We start from the raw sequence: 12,500 nt of genomic DNA on the forward strand, positions 1-12,500 counted from the left end.
CCGCGCTCTGCGACGACAAAGGCCCGACTGCCGGGCTCGAAGCGGTAGCGCCGCTGGGGATCCAGGCCGCCACCGTCGGGCGTGGTGAAACGCGGCGCGGCGTCCAGCGCATCGAGTAGCGCAAATTCGAGCCGACGCAGGGCCGCAGCGCGGGAGGCCGGCGTCGCCAACTCGTCCAGCGCCGAGGTGTAAAAGGCGAACACCTGCCCCACCGGCAACTCCACCGGCAGCAGGCGGGTCAGCAATTCGTTGGCGTAGAGACCGCACAGCAGCCCCTCGCCGGCGAGCATCGCCGCCGGGCCACGGGACTCGATCAATCGCAGCCGCTTGAGCTCGCGATCGCCCTGCCAGGTCAGGTGCAGGGGCGCGAACGGCTGCATCTGACTGCGCGAGCGACTACCGGGACGCTGCACGCCCTGGGCCACGGCGCGCACACGCCCGTGGTCCAAGGTCAGCAGTTCGACCAATGCACTGGTCTCGCGGTAGGGACGCTTGTGGAGCAGAAAGGCGGGCTGGGGCTGCATGGGGATCCCGACGTCGGGGCAACAGGATCACAACAGGACCATCGTCGTCGATGATCCTGCCGGGGCGCGGGGGAACGGCTCAGTCGAGGTCGTAGCCGAGGCTCTTGAGGGCGCGTTCGTCGTCGGACCAGCCACGCTTGACCTTGACCCACAGGTTGAGCATAACCTTCTTGTCCAGCGCCCGCTCCATATCCAGGCGTGCCTCGCGGCCGATCTTCTTGATGCGATCGCCGCTGTCGCCGATCAGGATCTTCTTCTGGCCCTGACGTTCGACCAGGATCAGCGCGCTGATGTGCACCACCCGGGCCTCGTCACGAAACTCCTCGATCTCGACGGTCATCTGATAAGGCAGCTCGTCGCCGAGCTGGCGCATGACCTTCTCGCGTACCATTTCGGCAGCCAGAAAACGCATGCTCTTGTCGGTGACCTGATCTTCCGGGAAGAAGTGGATACCCTCGGGCAGGTGCTTGTCGATCTCGGCCTCGAGCTCCGGCACATTGGTGCCGTGCTGGGCGGCGATCGGCACCACCGCGGCGAACTCGCGCTTGTTGCCGAGCTCGGCCAACCACGGCAGCAGGGTGGCCTTGTCCTGCAGGCGGTCCACCTTGTTGACCGCCAGGATCACCGGCGCCTCGACGTTGGCCAGGCGGTCCAGCACGATCTGGTCCTCCTCGGTCCAGCGGGTGCGGTCGACCAGAAAGACCACGCAGTCCACGTCCCGCAGGGCCTGCACCGCCGCCTGGTTCATGAAGCGGTTGATCGCCTTGTTGCGGTCCTTGCCGAGGATATGGATACCCGGGGTGTCGACGAAGATGGCCTGAGCGTCGCCTTCGGTCTTGATCCCCAGCACCTGGTGGCGGGTGGTCTGCGGCCGCCGCGAGGTGATCGAGATCTTCTGTCCGAGAATACGGTTCATCAGGGTGGACTTGCCGACGTTGGGACGGCCGACAATGGCCACGAATCCACAGGTCTGACTCATGCGCTGACTCCCTTGGGATCGAGGCGTTGCAGGGCGCTTTCGGCGGCCATCTGTTCGGCGTGGCGGCGGCTGGCGCCGGTGCCGACGGTGTGTTCGTCGAGCATCTCGACGTGGCACTCCACGGTAAAGGTCTGGGCGTGGGCCTCGCCTTCCACCGAGGTCACCTCGTAGCGAGGCAGCGGTGCCTGCCGGGACTGCAGAAACTCCTGCAGGCGGGTCTTGGGGTCCTTCTGGGACTGCTTGAGGTCGATGCGCGCCAGGCGCTCCTCGAACCAGGCCAGCACCCGCGTGCGTACCGCGTCCATGCCGGCGTCCAGGTAGATGGCACCGATCACCGCCTCGACGGCGTCGGCGAGGATCGATTCACGCCGATGGCCGCCACTTTTCATCTCGCCGGAACCCAGGCGCAGGCATTCGCCAAAGCGCATCTCCCGGGCCAGCTCCGCCAGGGTCTGGCCCTTGACCAGGCGCGCCCTCAGGCGCGAAAGCTGGCCTTCACGGGCCTCGGGAAAGCGCTCGAACAGCGCCTCGGCGATGACAAAGTTGACGATCGAGTCACCCAGAAACTCGAGGCGTTCGTTGTTGCGCCCACCGAAGCTGCGGTGGGTCATGGCCAGTTCCAGCAGACTCGCGTCCTGGAATTCATGGCCGATGCGGCGACTGAAGGGGGTCAGGGAATTGCTCACGACGCTCCTGTTAACTCTTTGTGCTGGCGATGGAAGAACCAAGCGGCGTTGAAGCGATCACGGGATCGTCCTCACGCTGGAAAAGCTCGGCAGTCCACCGTCCCAATGCATCCATACCGCGAAGGCCTTGCCGACGATGTTGGCTTCCGGGATAAAGCCCCAGTAGCGGCTGTCATTGGAGTGGTCCCGGTTGTCGCCCATGGCGAAGTACATGCCCTCGGGCACCACGACGTCGTGGACCAGCGGGCCGCGATCGCGGGGATTATTGTAGATCTGATGCTGATGTTCGCCCAATTGCTCGGAGAACAGCAGCTCACCTGGCGCGCTCTCCGGAGCGTCGTCGAGCAGCGTCTTGGGCACCGGCTCGCCGTTGACGTAGAGCTGTTTGTCGACGTAGCGCAGGGTATCGCCGGGCAGCGCCACCACGCGCTTGATGAAATTCACCGCCGGGTCCTGGGGATAGCGGAAGACCATGACGTCACCCCGCTCCGGCTCGTTCAGATCGAGGATCTTGGTGTTGGCCACCGGCAGCCTCAGGCCATAGGTGAACTTGTTGACCAGGATGAAATCCCCGACCTCCAGCGTCGGACGCATGGAGCCTGACGGAATCTGAAACGGCTCCACCACGAAGCTTCTGAGCACCAGCACCACCAGCAGCACCGGAAAGAACGACTTGGCGTAGTCGACCGGCCAGGGGTCCTTGCGCGAAACCTCCCGAGCGGACAGATCCACGCCTTCGGTGGTGCCGGTTTCGGCAGCTGCGGTGACGGCTTGACGCCGGGGGCGCCACCAGACCAGGTCGAGCAGCCAGATCAGACCGGTGACGGCGACCGCGATCACCAGCAGCAGGGAGAAGTCCATATCAGTGTTTCCAGGTGGCTTGTAAGTCGGTATCTGAGGGAGGGGCAAGCCGTCCCGGCGTCACACCGGGACGGATCGACCGCCGCTGGGGCATCAGTCGTTCACCTTGAGCACGGCGAGGAAGGCGTCCTGAGGGATCTCCACGCGACCGACCTGCTTCATGCGCTTCTTGCCGGCCTTCTGCTTCTCGAGCAGCTTCTTCTTGCGGGTCATGTCGCCGCCGTAGCACTTGGCGGTCACGTTCTTGCGCAGCGCCTTGACCGTGGAACGGGCCACGACCTGGCCACCGATGGCGGCCTGGATCGCCACGTCGAACATCTGACGCGGGATCAGCTCTTTCATCTTCTCGACCAGCACACGACCACGGCTGTGGGCGTGATCGCGATGGATGATCACCGCCAGGGCATCGACCCGGTCGCCGTTGATCAGCACGTCGAGGCGTACCAGCTTGGCCGCCTCGAAGCGCTCGAAGTTGTACTCGAGCGAAGCATAGCCCTTGGAGATGGACTTGAGCCGGTCGAAGAAGTCCATGACGACTTCGCTCATCGGCAATTCGTAGGTCAGCTGGATCTGGCTACCCAGGAACAGCATGTCCTTCTGGGTGCCGCGACGCAGCTCGCACTCGCTGATGACGTTGCCGACGAATTCCTGGGGCACCAGGATGCTGGCGCGCACGATGGGCTCGCGCATCTCCTCGACGTCGGCCATGTCCGGCAGCTTGGACGGGTTGGAGACGTAGCTGACGTCACCGTTCTTCATCGCCAGTTCGTAGACCACCGTCGGCGCGGTGGTCAAAAGGTCCAGGTCGTACTCGCGTTCCAGACGCTCCTGCACGATCTCCATGTGCAGGGTGCCGAGGAAGCCGACGCGGAAACCGAAGCCCAGGGCGTCGGAGTTTTCCGGCTCGTAGTCCAGCGAAGCGTCGTTGAGCGCCAGCTTCTCGAGCGCGTCGCGGAAGTCTTCGTAGTCGTCGGCGCTGACCGGGAACATGCCAGCGTAGACCTGGGGCTTGACCTTCTGGAAGCCCGGCAGCCGCTTGACGTCCGGCGTCTTGGCGTGGGAGATGGTATCCCCCACCGGAGCCCCCTGAATGTCCTTGATACCGGCCACCACGAAGCCCACTTCACCGGCGCGCAGGATGTCGGTCTCCTTGCGCAGCGGGGTGAAGATGCCGACCTCGTTGGCCTGCCAATCACGTCCGGTGGACAGGATGCGAATCTTGTCGCCCTTCTTGAGCACGCCGTCGAAGATCCGTACCAGCGATACCACGCCCAGGTAGTTGTCGAACCAGGAGTCGATGATCAGCGCCTGCAGCGGCTTTTCGGGGTCGCCCTTGGGCGGCGGAATATCGCGCACCAGCCGCTCGAGCAGCGCATCGATGCCCAGACCGCTCTTGGCCGACACCTGACAGGCGTCGGTGGCGTCGAGACCGATGATCTCCTCGACTTCGTGGGCGACCTTGTCGGGGTCGGCCTGGGGCAGGTCCATCTTGTTGAGCACCGGCAACACCTCGAGACCCTGCTCGATGGCGGTGTAGCAGTTGGCCACCGACTGGGCCTCGACACCCTGGGCGGCGTCCACGACCAGCAGTGCGCCCTCGCAGGCATACAGCGAGCGCGACACCTCGTAGGAGAAGTCGACGTGCCCCGGGGTATCGATGAAGTTGAGCTGGTAGGTCTCACCATCGTTGGCGTGGTAGTCCAGCGTCACCGACTGGGCCTTGATGGTGATGCCGCGCTCGCGTTCCAGATCCATGGAGTCCAGCACCTGATCCTTGAGCTCGCGCTCTGACAGGCCACCGCAACTCTGGATCAGGCGATCGGCCAGGGTGGACTTGCCATGGTCGATGTGAGCGATGATCGAGAAGTTACGTATATTATTGATTACCTTGCGGTTATCAGGATCAGACATGCAGGATGATTCCATCTTGAGAACGCACCGGACAGCGACAGGCTCGCCCTGCCCCGATGACGCGGAAAAAAAAGTTGGCGCTATTGTACCGGCATCCCCTGCCCCGCGCATCCCAAGCCGTTGCGGCGGCTCGATTCGATATCACAGGACGACAACGCCCGAGGGCCATGGCGGCCCTCGGGCGTCGTCGGTCAGCGGGACGCGCCTCAGTCGTCGGCCAGGCGCAGCGCCACGAACAACGAGCGGCCGTCACGGTACAGACGAACCGGCACCGCCTGATCGACAGGCAACTCACGCACCAGTTGGCTCAGCTGGCGACCGCTTTCCACCGCGACTTGGTTGACGCTGACGATGATATCGCCACGCCGGATACCGGAAGCCGCCGCCACGCCACGCGGGTCGACGTCGCTGACCCGCACGCCGGCGTCGATGCCGTACTTGTCACGCTCGGCGTCGGACAGCGACTGCACCGCCAGACCCAGGCGTGCCGGCGACGCGCTGCCGGACGACTGACCGCTGCCACCGGCCAGCTCCTCGGGCCAGTCGCCAACGGTGACGCTGAGGGTCTTGCGATCCCCGGCACGCAGCACGGTCAACTCGACCTCGCTATCCGGGGCGACACGACCGATCAACCGCGGCAGGTTGCTGGAGCGCTCCACCGTCTCGCCATTGACCGCGAGCACGATGTCACCGGCCTGGACGCCGTCACGCGCCGCCGGCCCGTCGGGATCGACGTCGGCGATCAGGGCACCCTCGGGGCGGTCCATGCCGAACGACTCGGCCAGGTCCTTGGACACCGGCTGAATCATCACACCGAGCCAGCCCCGGGTGACGTGACCTTCGCTTCGCAACTGGTCGGCGATGTCCATGGCGACATTGATCGGAATGGCGAAGGACAGCCCCATGAAGCCACCGCTACGGGTGAAGATCTGGGAGTTGATGCCGATCACCTCGCCGTCGAGGTTGAACAGCGGTCCACCGGAGTTACCCGGGTTGATCGCCACGTCGGTCTGGATGAAGGGCACATAGGCGTCACGCGGCAGGGTGCGGTTGATCGCCGAGATGATGCCTGCGGTGACCGAGTGATCGAAGCCGAACGGCGAACCGATGGCGGCCACCCACTCCCCCACCTTGAGGTCGTCGGAGTCACCCAGGGATAGCGTCGGCAGGTCGCTGGCATCGACCTTCAGTACCGCCACGTCGGTCTTCTCGTCGGCCCCGACCAGCTCGGCCTTGAGGTCACGACGGTCATTGAGGCGCACCATGATCTCGTCGGCGCCCTCCACCACGTGGGCGTTGGTCATGATGTAGCCGTCGGCGTCGATGACGAAGCCGGAACCCAGCGACTGACGTTCCTCGGTGCGACCACCGCCTCCGCCGGGCGGCACCGGGAAGCGATCACCGAAGAAATGACGGAAGATGTCGGGGATTTCCTGGCCACCGAAATCGCCGAAGGGCGTGGAGTAGCCCTCGGTGACCCGGGTCGTCGAGATGTTGACCACGCCGGGGGCGGCCTCTTCGACCAGCTCGGTAAAATCAGGAAGATCCCTGGCCAGGCTGGATTGGGCGACAACCATTCCCACCACCAGCGTCATCCACATGGACAGGGTGCGAGTCATTGGCTTCATGCAAGGCTCCTGCGTAAGACTCAGATAGGACTCAGAGTGCATTTGACGCAACCTCGAGGGTCGCTTCTTGTAGTACCGTCACGCCGCCAAAAGGTTCAGTCATTAGCGGGCAAAATAACGCGCCAAAGGCCCGTGAAGTGTTCGGGCAAAGGGCCATCACAACAGGGCTATCACAACAGAGCTATCACAACGGGGCTACGGCACCAAGGTGGGCCGATACGCTTCGGCGCGGCGGCGCAGATGCCGACGCAGCACCACGCCGCCAAGGGCCAGGCCCGCGATAAACACCAGCGGCAGCGACCAGTGATCCGGCGACTGGACGTTGGCGGCAAGGGTCGCCCCCAGCGCCAGCCACAGCGGCAGGCCGTAGACCAGCACGCTGGCGCGCACCAGGCTCGTCCGGGACAGGGCAAGGGTCACCGTCTGCCCGATGGCGGGACGCTGCTCGGTATCGATCTCGAGCTCACGCCGATCGTCGCTCCTGCGCAGCAGCCAACGTGCCCCGCAGCCGCCCCGAGCAGCGCAGCGCCCGCAGCCGCCGGTTGCCGCCAGCGCTACCCTGACCCCGGCGGTCGTCCAACCCACCACTCGCGCCTCTGCGGTCGCGCAGTCGGTGCTCATGACGACGCTTCCTGGTGGACGTTGCTCGCTGCCTCAGGGCGCGCACCATCGCTCACACCCTGCGGCTGCCCCTCGGCCAGCTCAAGGGTTTCGGCCACCTTGACCAGCACGCTGGGGGGTAATTCGCCTACCGCCACCACCTGAAGCAACTGGCCTTCACGCTGCACTCGGCGCACCGCGGCGTGACTGGCGCCCAGTCGATGGACACCCGGCCTTAGTACCCGTGAACCCGCTACCGGTTCGACGAACAGGCTGATGGTCGACAGGCCATCGCTGTACAACTTGTGGCGGCGAGGCCCATCGCTGTCGGATGCCATCGCCATCAACGGCTGGGCAACAAAGCCGCGAGGCAGCCAGCCTGCGCGCCAGTCGAGCCTGGCCGAGGACGGCGGCCGGCGCAGCTCCACCTTGCCGTCGTAGCGTTCCGGCGGCGTCATCGCCACCAATTGGAAGGTATCCAGCACCTGGCCCCGCTCGTCGATCAGGGTGCGCTTCAAGGGAATGGCCGTCTCGCGGTCGAGCCAGATGCGATAGCCGTAGCGCATGGCGTCAAGCGGCAACAGTTCCAGACGGATCGCGTGACGATTGGCGATTCGCTCCTCGCCGTCGAAGCGCAGCCGATAGAAGCGTGACAGGTGCTCGACCAGCGCCTGGGGAGAGGCCGGCGCCGCCCCCTGGCTATCACCGAGTTCGAAGCGAAAGGCGCCCCCCTCTCGCAGCAGCGAGCGACTGGGGCCATCGAGGAAGTGGAGGCGATCGCGCTCGACACCCTGCTGGATGTCGCGGGCCACCGACAGCGTCACCACCTCCTCATCGACGATGCGAACGGCGCGCGCCTGATACTGGTAGCAATGGGAAGCCCAGACACTGCGCTCGAACCAGTCTCCCGGAGACTCGGGGGGTGACAAGGCGGTCAAGGCGCTGCAGTCGTAGACGCTCTGGATACTATTCGGGTCAGCTACCGAGTCAGCCGAGGCCTCGGCGTCCGCCGTTACGGCGTCGACACCAGGGTCGGCAACGGCCTGGGCGGGAAGAGAAAGACAGACAAGGGAAAGCGTCAGCCAGCCGGCCAACGCTGCAAGCGACCCCTGATGTGGCATAGAAATCATGTCCTGACAGGCACTGCTGAGAATGCGCTCGGCCCCTCAGGGCCGAGCAGATCATTGCTATCTCGATGCCAGATCGATCACCTCAACGGGCTTCCGCCGGGGTGCTGCGCAGCATCGGCATCCAGTTGTCGGCACTGCTGAAGGCCGCCCCCTGGGCATGACGATCGAGGTACGACTGCAACAACTGGGCCTGCGCCTGGTCACTGACCCGCGACTGCTGGGCAGATGGCGACAGCATCATCGGCGAGGCCACCTGGGCGCCGACGGTCATCAGGCCATTGCTGGAGCCTGTGCCGGACTGAAACATCGGCAGATCCATCAGCGAAGGCCGAGACGCCGCTACGCTGGCAAGCTCTGCACCTGGCACGGCGGACGCCGTCTGTGCTGCGCCGCTATTTACGCCGCCGCTTACGCCACCCGCAGCCCCGCTGCTGGCCACACCGGCACCGGAACCGTCGATGGAGCCATCGAAGGCGCCGTTGTAGAACTGAACCCCGCTGATCACCATCAACGAGACCGCCGCGGCAATACCGGCACCGCGTGCGAGCCCCATTCCGCCGCGCTTGGCGACCGCGCCGTCGGCGGCAGCCTCCATCTGCGGCGCAGGCTCATCCTCGAGGCGAGCCAGGATACCGGCGGACAGATCCACCGAGGGGTCACTATCGGTCTCGCGGCGCAGCGCGGCACGCATCAAATGGTAACGACGCCAGCTCTCGGCGCTGTCCTGGTCGCTCTCGAGCGACTTCAGCACTCGACGCAATTCCAGCTCGTCACCTTCATTGTCCATCAGGGCTGAAAGCGATTCCCGTGCGTTCAGACTCATTCTCCACACCTCATTTCGACGAAGCGTCGCGCCTCCAGCTCCATAGACCACCGGAGATGCGCCAGGTTCCGCCACCGATTCTCGGTTACTCGCCACCGGCTCGAGCGCCAGGTGACGACCGTCGTTGATTGTTGCATCGGGCCGGTCACTGGGTAAGACGCCCAATCTGGCGAACAGTTCATCCCAATTTGAAAAAAATGGGGAATTCGGCAACAAAATGGGTCGCCCTGCCTCACCACTGCGCCCACGACCAGCTCGCAGGCTCACGATAGCGAATCAGGGAAGTGACTCGGCGTTTCGCGAGGTCGTCATCAGCGGCTGAATATGTTGATCCACCGCCTCCCTGGCGCGAAAGATGCGCGAGCGCACGGTACCCACCGGGCACTGCATGATCTGGGCGATGTCTTCATAGGAAAGACCATCGAGCTCGCGCAGGGTGATGGCGGTGCGCAGGTCATCGGGAAGATTTTCGATCGCCTCGAATACCGCCGCCTCGAGCTGGTCCCTGGCGATGGACGCCTCCGGTGTCTCGATATCGGCCAGCCGGCCACTCATGTCGACGATCTCGGCGTCATTGATATCCAGATCGCTGCCCGGCGGACGACGCCCGCGGGACACCAGATGATTCTTGGCGGTGTTGATGGCGATGCGGTACATCCAGGTATAGAAGGCGCTCTCGGCGCGAAACTTGCCAAGCGCCCGGTAAGCCTTGATGAAGGCTTCCTGAGCCACGTCCTGCACCTCGGCATGGTCGCTGATATAGCGACCGATCAGGCCCAGAATCTTGTGCTGGTACTTCTTGACCAGAAGGTCAAAGGCTCGGGTATCGCCCTTCTGCGCGCGCGCCACCAGCTGCTGGTCCGTTTCCTTGGGCGTCATGTCTCTCCTCCCCGACGATGTCGGGCTGACGACGCCGGACCCTCGGTCTGGCCCTTGGCAACAGGGTGCCACCTTTCGCCTGTCGGCGATGTATAGGTCATGGGTCTCGTCATGATAAAAGGCACAAGTGTTCCTGTTTCCTTGGCTCGCATCAAGCGTTCTCTGAGTGCATCTCTCGACGCCGCTCCGACATCGGGTGCGCGACAAGGTTCCCTCAGGCGATTGAATTTACCCCTCCCTCAAGGGATAGTAGAGCCACGCAGAAACGTCAGCGCTGACACGATACACACAGGTAGACCTCATGTCCGACAAGCAGGTGAACAACCTCAACGTCCTGGCCCAGGATGTTCTCGTCACTCCTGAGCAGTTGAAGCAGGAAATTCCTCTTTCTCCCGAGGCCGAGGCCACGGTGATCGAGGGCCGCAAGACCGTGCAGAACATCCTCGACGGCACCGATCCCAGGCTGCTGATGGTGGTGGGCCCCTGCTCGATCCACGATGTGGACGCCGCGCTGGACTACGCTCGTCGCCTGCGCCGCCTTGCCGACGAGGTGAAGGACAGCCTGTACATCGTGATGCGCGTCTACTTCGAGAAGCCGCGCACCACCGTGGGCTGGAAGGGTCTGATCAACGACCCCCACCTGAACGGCTCCTTCGAGATCGAGGAAGGCCTGCACATCGCCCGTCGCCTGCTGGTGGAGCTCTCCGAGCTGGGCCTGCCGCTGGCCACCGAGGCACTCGACCCGATCTCGCCCCAGTATCTGCAGGACTGCATCAGCTGGTCGGCCATCGGCGCCCGCACCACCGAGTCCCAGACCCACCGCGAGATGTCCTCCGGCCTGTCATGCCCGGTGGGCTTCAAGAACGGCACCGACGGCAGCCTCGACGTGGCCGTCAATGCGCTGCAGTCGGTCGCTCACCCGCACAACTTCCTGGGCATCGACCAGCAGGGCCAGGTGGCGATCATCCGCACCCGCGGCAACGCCTACGCCCACGTCGTGCTGCGCGGGGGCAACGGCAAGCCGAACTACGACAGCGTGAGCGTAGCGCTGGCCGAGCAGGAGCTGAAGAAGGCCGGGGTCAAGCCCAACATCATGATCGACTGCTCCCACGCCAACTCCAACAAGGACGCCGCCCTGCAGCCGCTGGTGCTCGACAACGTCACCCACCAGATTCTCGACGGCAACCGTTCGATCATCGGCCTGATGGTCGAGTCCAATATCGGCTGGGGCAACCAGAAGATCACCGAGGACCTGAGCGAAATGGCCTACGGAGTCTCCGTGACCGACGCCTGCATCGACTGGGACACCACCGTGGAGGCCTTCCGCAGCATGAACGAACGCCTCGCGCCGGAGCTGGCAAAGCGGGTGAATTGATTCGCCCCTGGTGCGGGGCAAGGGGCTGAAAGGCCCCGACGCCAGGCGCCAGCGGCGCCATCATCCCCAGCGCCAGCGACGCCTGCAGAAGCAACGCCCACGACAGCAAGGAGCCCGCCAAGTTGGCGGGCTCCTTGTTTTTGGCCGGTGTATCACGCCTGCTCGCGAGGCGCGGCTTCCCTCAGCCGGCCTGGCTTACGCCGTCGATCTCGCGCACGAAGGGCGGTAATGCGTCGAGCAGCGCGCGGCCGTAGCGGCGAGTCAGCACGCGGCGATCCAGCAAGGTGATGCGGCCACGGTCGGCCTCCTTGCGGATCAACCGACCACAGGCCTGGACCAGCTTGATCGAGGCATCCGGCACGCTGATGCGCATGAACGGGTTGCCGCCCTGGCTCTCGATCCATTCCGCCAACGTCGCTCCCACCGGGTCGTCCGGCACGGCGAACGGCAGCCGCGTAATCACCACATGGGTCAGGTAGTCGCCGGGCAGGTCGATGCCCTCCGCGAAGCTCGCCAGACCGAACAGGATGCTGCCATCGCCTGCGTCGATACGCTGGCGATGGCGGCTGACCAGCTCGCGCTTGGGCAGACGGTCCTGGGCCAGCACTCGCTCTCGACGCTCCCGCGACAGGGCCTTCTCCACCCCGCGCAGCTGGGCCCGGGACGAGAACAGCACCAGCACAGCTTCCTTGTCGTCGAGAGCCTCGACGAAGTCGACGATGGCCCGCTCGTGGCCGTCACGGTCGGCGGGGTCCACCGCCTCCCGGGGCACGCTGAGCACCGCTCGGGAATAGTCGAAGGGACTCGGCAGACGCTGGTAGCGATAGCGGTTGGCCAGCCCCGCCCTCTCCTGCAGGCGCTCGAAACGGCCCAGGGCGGTCAGGGTGGCCGAGGTCACCACAGCGCCGTGACAGCGCCCCCACAACGAACGCGCCAGGGTATGGGCTGCGGATACCGGACTGGCCGAGAAGATCAGCTCGGGCTCGCCCTGGAAGCGCTCCAGGGTCAGCCAGCGCGCCCGCGGCGGCGCGTCCGCCGGATCGCCCTCGGCGAAGGCCTGCCACAGGGCGTGGGCCTCCAGCGCCCGGCCGTGCAGCAGCGCCA

General features: G+C 64.9%; 12 protein-coding genes. 1 reads left to right on the forward strand and 11 read right to left on the reverse strand.

Going from position 1 to position 12,500, the window contains the following annotated elements; genetic code table 11:
* The 10 genes from recO to rpoE form a co-directional block, all read right to left on the reverse strand.
* Positions 1-524: DNA repair protein RecO (gene recO / locus NH448_RS22190; RefSeq protein ID WP_253029481.1), on the reverse strand; the 524-nt coding region annotated here is incomplete at its 3' end.
* Between the two features lie 79 nt (positions 525-603).
* Positions 604-1,503: a GTPase Era gene (era, locus tag NH448_RS22195; RefSeq protein ID WP_045993485.1), complete on the reverse strand. Its 900-nt coding sequence runs from the start codon at positions 1,501-1,503 to the stop codon at positions 604-606.
* Entirely contained in the window at positions 1,500-2,189 is a 690-nt protein-coding gene (gene rnc, locus NH448_RS22200) for a ribonuclease III (RefSeq protein WP_045993484.1), read from the reverse strand. Before rnc ends, era begins: the two co-directional genes overlap by 4 nt.
* 57 nt (positions 2,190-2,246) lie before the next feature.
* Positions 2,247-3,050: a signal peptidase I gene (gene lepB, locus NH448_RS22205; RefSeq protein ID WP_253029482.1), complete on the reverse strand. Its 804-nt coding sequence runs from the start codon at positions 3,048-3,050 to the stop codon at positions 2,247-2,249.
* A 93-nt stretch (positions 3,051-3,143) separates the two neighbouring features.
* Positions 3,144-4,961: a translation elongation factor 4 gene (gene lepA, locus NH448_RS22210; RefSeq protein WP_045993482.1), complete on the reverse strand. Its 1,818-nt coding sequence runs from the start codon at positions 4,959-4,961 to the stop codon at positions 3,144-3,146.
* Between the two features lie 206 nt (positions 4,962-5,167).
* Positions 5,168-6,589 carry a DegQ family serine endoprotease gene (locus tag NH448_RS22215; RefSeq protein WP_253029483.1) on the reverse strand — a complete coding sequence of 474 codons (1,422 nt, stop codon included), beginning with the start codon at positions 6,587-6,589 and terminating at the stop codon, positions 5,168-5,170.
* 195 nt (positions 6,590-6,784) lie between these two features.
* Entirely contained in the window at positions 6,785-7,210 is a 426-nt protein-coding gene (locus tag NH448_RS22220; RefSeq protein WP_253029484.1) for a SoxR reducing system RseC family protein, read from the reverse strand.
* Positions 7,207-8,310, reverse strand: a complete 1,104-nt coding sequence (locus NH448_RS22225) for a MucB/RseB C-terminal domain-containing protein (RefSeq protein ID WP_181248640.1) — start codon at positions 8,308-8,310, stop codon at positions 7,207-7,209. The genes NH448_RS22220 and NH448_RS22225 overlap by 4 nt, the downstream gene beginning before the upstream one ends.
* A gap of 91 nt (positions 8,311-8,401) precedes the next feature.
* Positions 8,402-9,142, reverse strand: coding sequence for a sigma-E factor negative regulatory protein (locus NH448_RS22230; protein WP_253029485.1), 741 nt, complete (start codon positions 9,140-9,142; stop codon positions 8,402-8,404).
* A 276-nt stretch (positions 9,143-9,418) separates the two neighbouring features.
* On the reverse strand, positions 9,419-10,021 hold the full coding sequence (gene rpoE / locus NH448_RS22235; RefSeq protein WP_108132698.1) for an RNA polymerase sigma factor RpoE: 603 nt from the start codon (positions 10,019-10,021) through the stop codon (positions 9,419-9,421).
* Positions 10,022-10,322: 301 nt separating this feature from the next.
* Between rpoE and NH448_RS22240 the strand changes: the two genes are divergently transcribed.
* Entirely contained in the window at positions 10,323-11,396 is a 1,074-nt protein-coding gene (locus tag NH448_RS22240) for a 3-deoxy-7-phosphoheptulonate synthase (protein ID WP_045993477.1), read from the forward strand.
* Positions 11,397-11,577: 181 nt separating this feature from the next.
* Here NH448_RS22240 and NH448_RS22245 read toward each other — a convergent pair.
* Positions 11,578-12,500 (reverse strand): helicase C-terminal domain-containing protein (locus NH448_RS22245; RefSeq protein ID WP_290442933.1); only part of this gene is annotated, 923 nt, incomplete at its 5' end.

The sequence above is a fragment of the Halomonas sp. OfavH-34-E genome, assembly GCF_024124525.1.
In the GTDB taxonomy this organism is placed as follows: Bacteria; Pseudomonadota; Gammaproteobacteria; order Pseudomonadales; family Halomonadaceae; genus Halomonas; species Halomonas litopenaei.

What these genes read in the sequence shown, in the direction of transcription:
- era (WP_045993485.1), bottom strand. Translation starts at nt 1,503, where the DNA reads ATGAGTCAGACCTGTGGATTCGTGGCCATTGTCGGCCGTCCCAACGTC.
- lepB (WP_253029482.1), bottom strand. Translation starts at nt 3,050, where the DNA reads ATGGACTTCTCCCTGCTGCTGGTGATCGCGGTCGCCGTCACCGGTCTG.
- lepA (WP_045993482.1), bottom strand. Translation starts at nt 4,961, where the DNA reads ATGTCTGATCCTGATAACCGCAAGGTAATCAATAATATACGTAACTTC.
- NH448_RS22215 (WP_253029483.1), bottom strand. Translation starts at nt 6,589, where the DNA reads ATGAAGCCAATGACTCGCACCCTGTCCATGTGGATGACGCTGGTGGTG.
- NH448_RS22220 (WP_253029484.1), bottom strand. Translation starts at nt 7,210, where the DNA reads ATGAGCACCGACTGCGCGACCGCAGAGGCGCGAGTGGTGGGTTGGACG.
- NH448_RS22225 (WP_181248640.1), bottom strand. Translation starts at nt 8,310, where the DNA reads ATGCCACATCAGGGGTCGCTTGCAGCGTTGGCCGGCTGGCTGACGCTT.
- NH448_RS22230 (WP_253029485.1), bottom strand. Translation starts at nt 9,142, where the DNA reads ATGAGTCTGAACGCACGGGAATCGCTTTCAGCCCTGATGGACAATGAA.
- rpoE (WP_108132698.1), bottom strand. Translation starts at nt 10,021, where the DNA reads ATGACGCCCAAGGAAACGGACCAGCAGCTGGTGGCGCGCGCGCAGAAG.
- NH448_RS22240 (WP_045993477.1), top strand. Translation starts at nt 10,323, where the DNA reads ATGTCCGACAAGCAGGTGAACAACCTCAACGTCCTGGCCCAGGATGTT.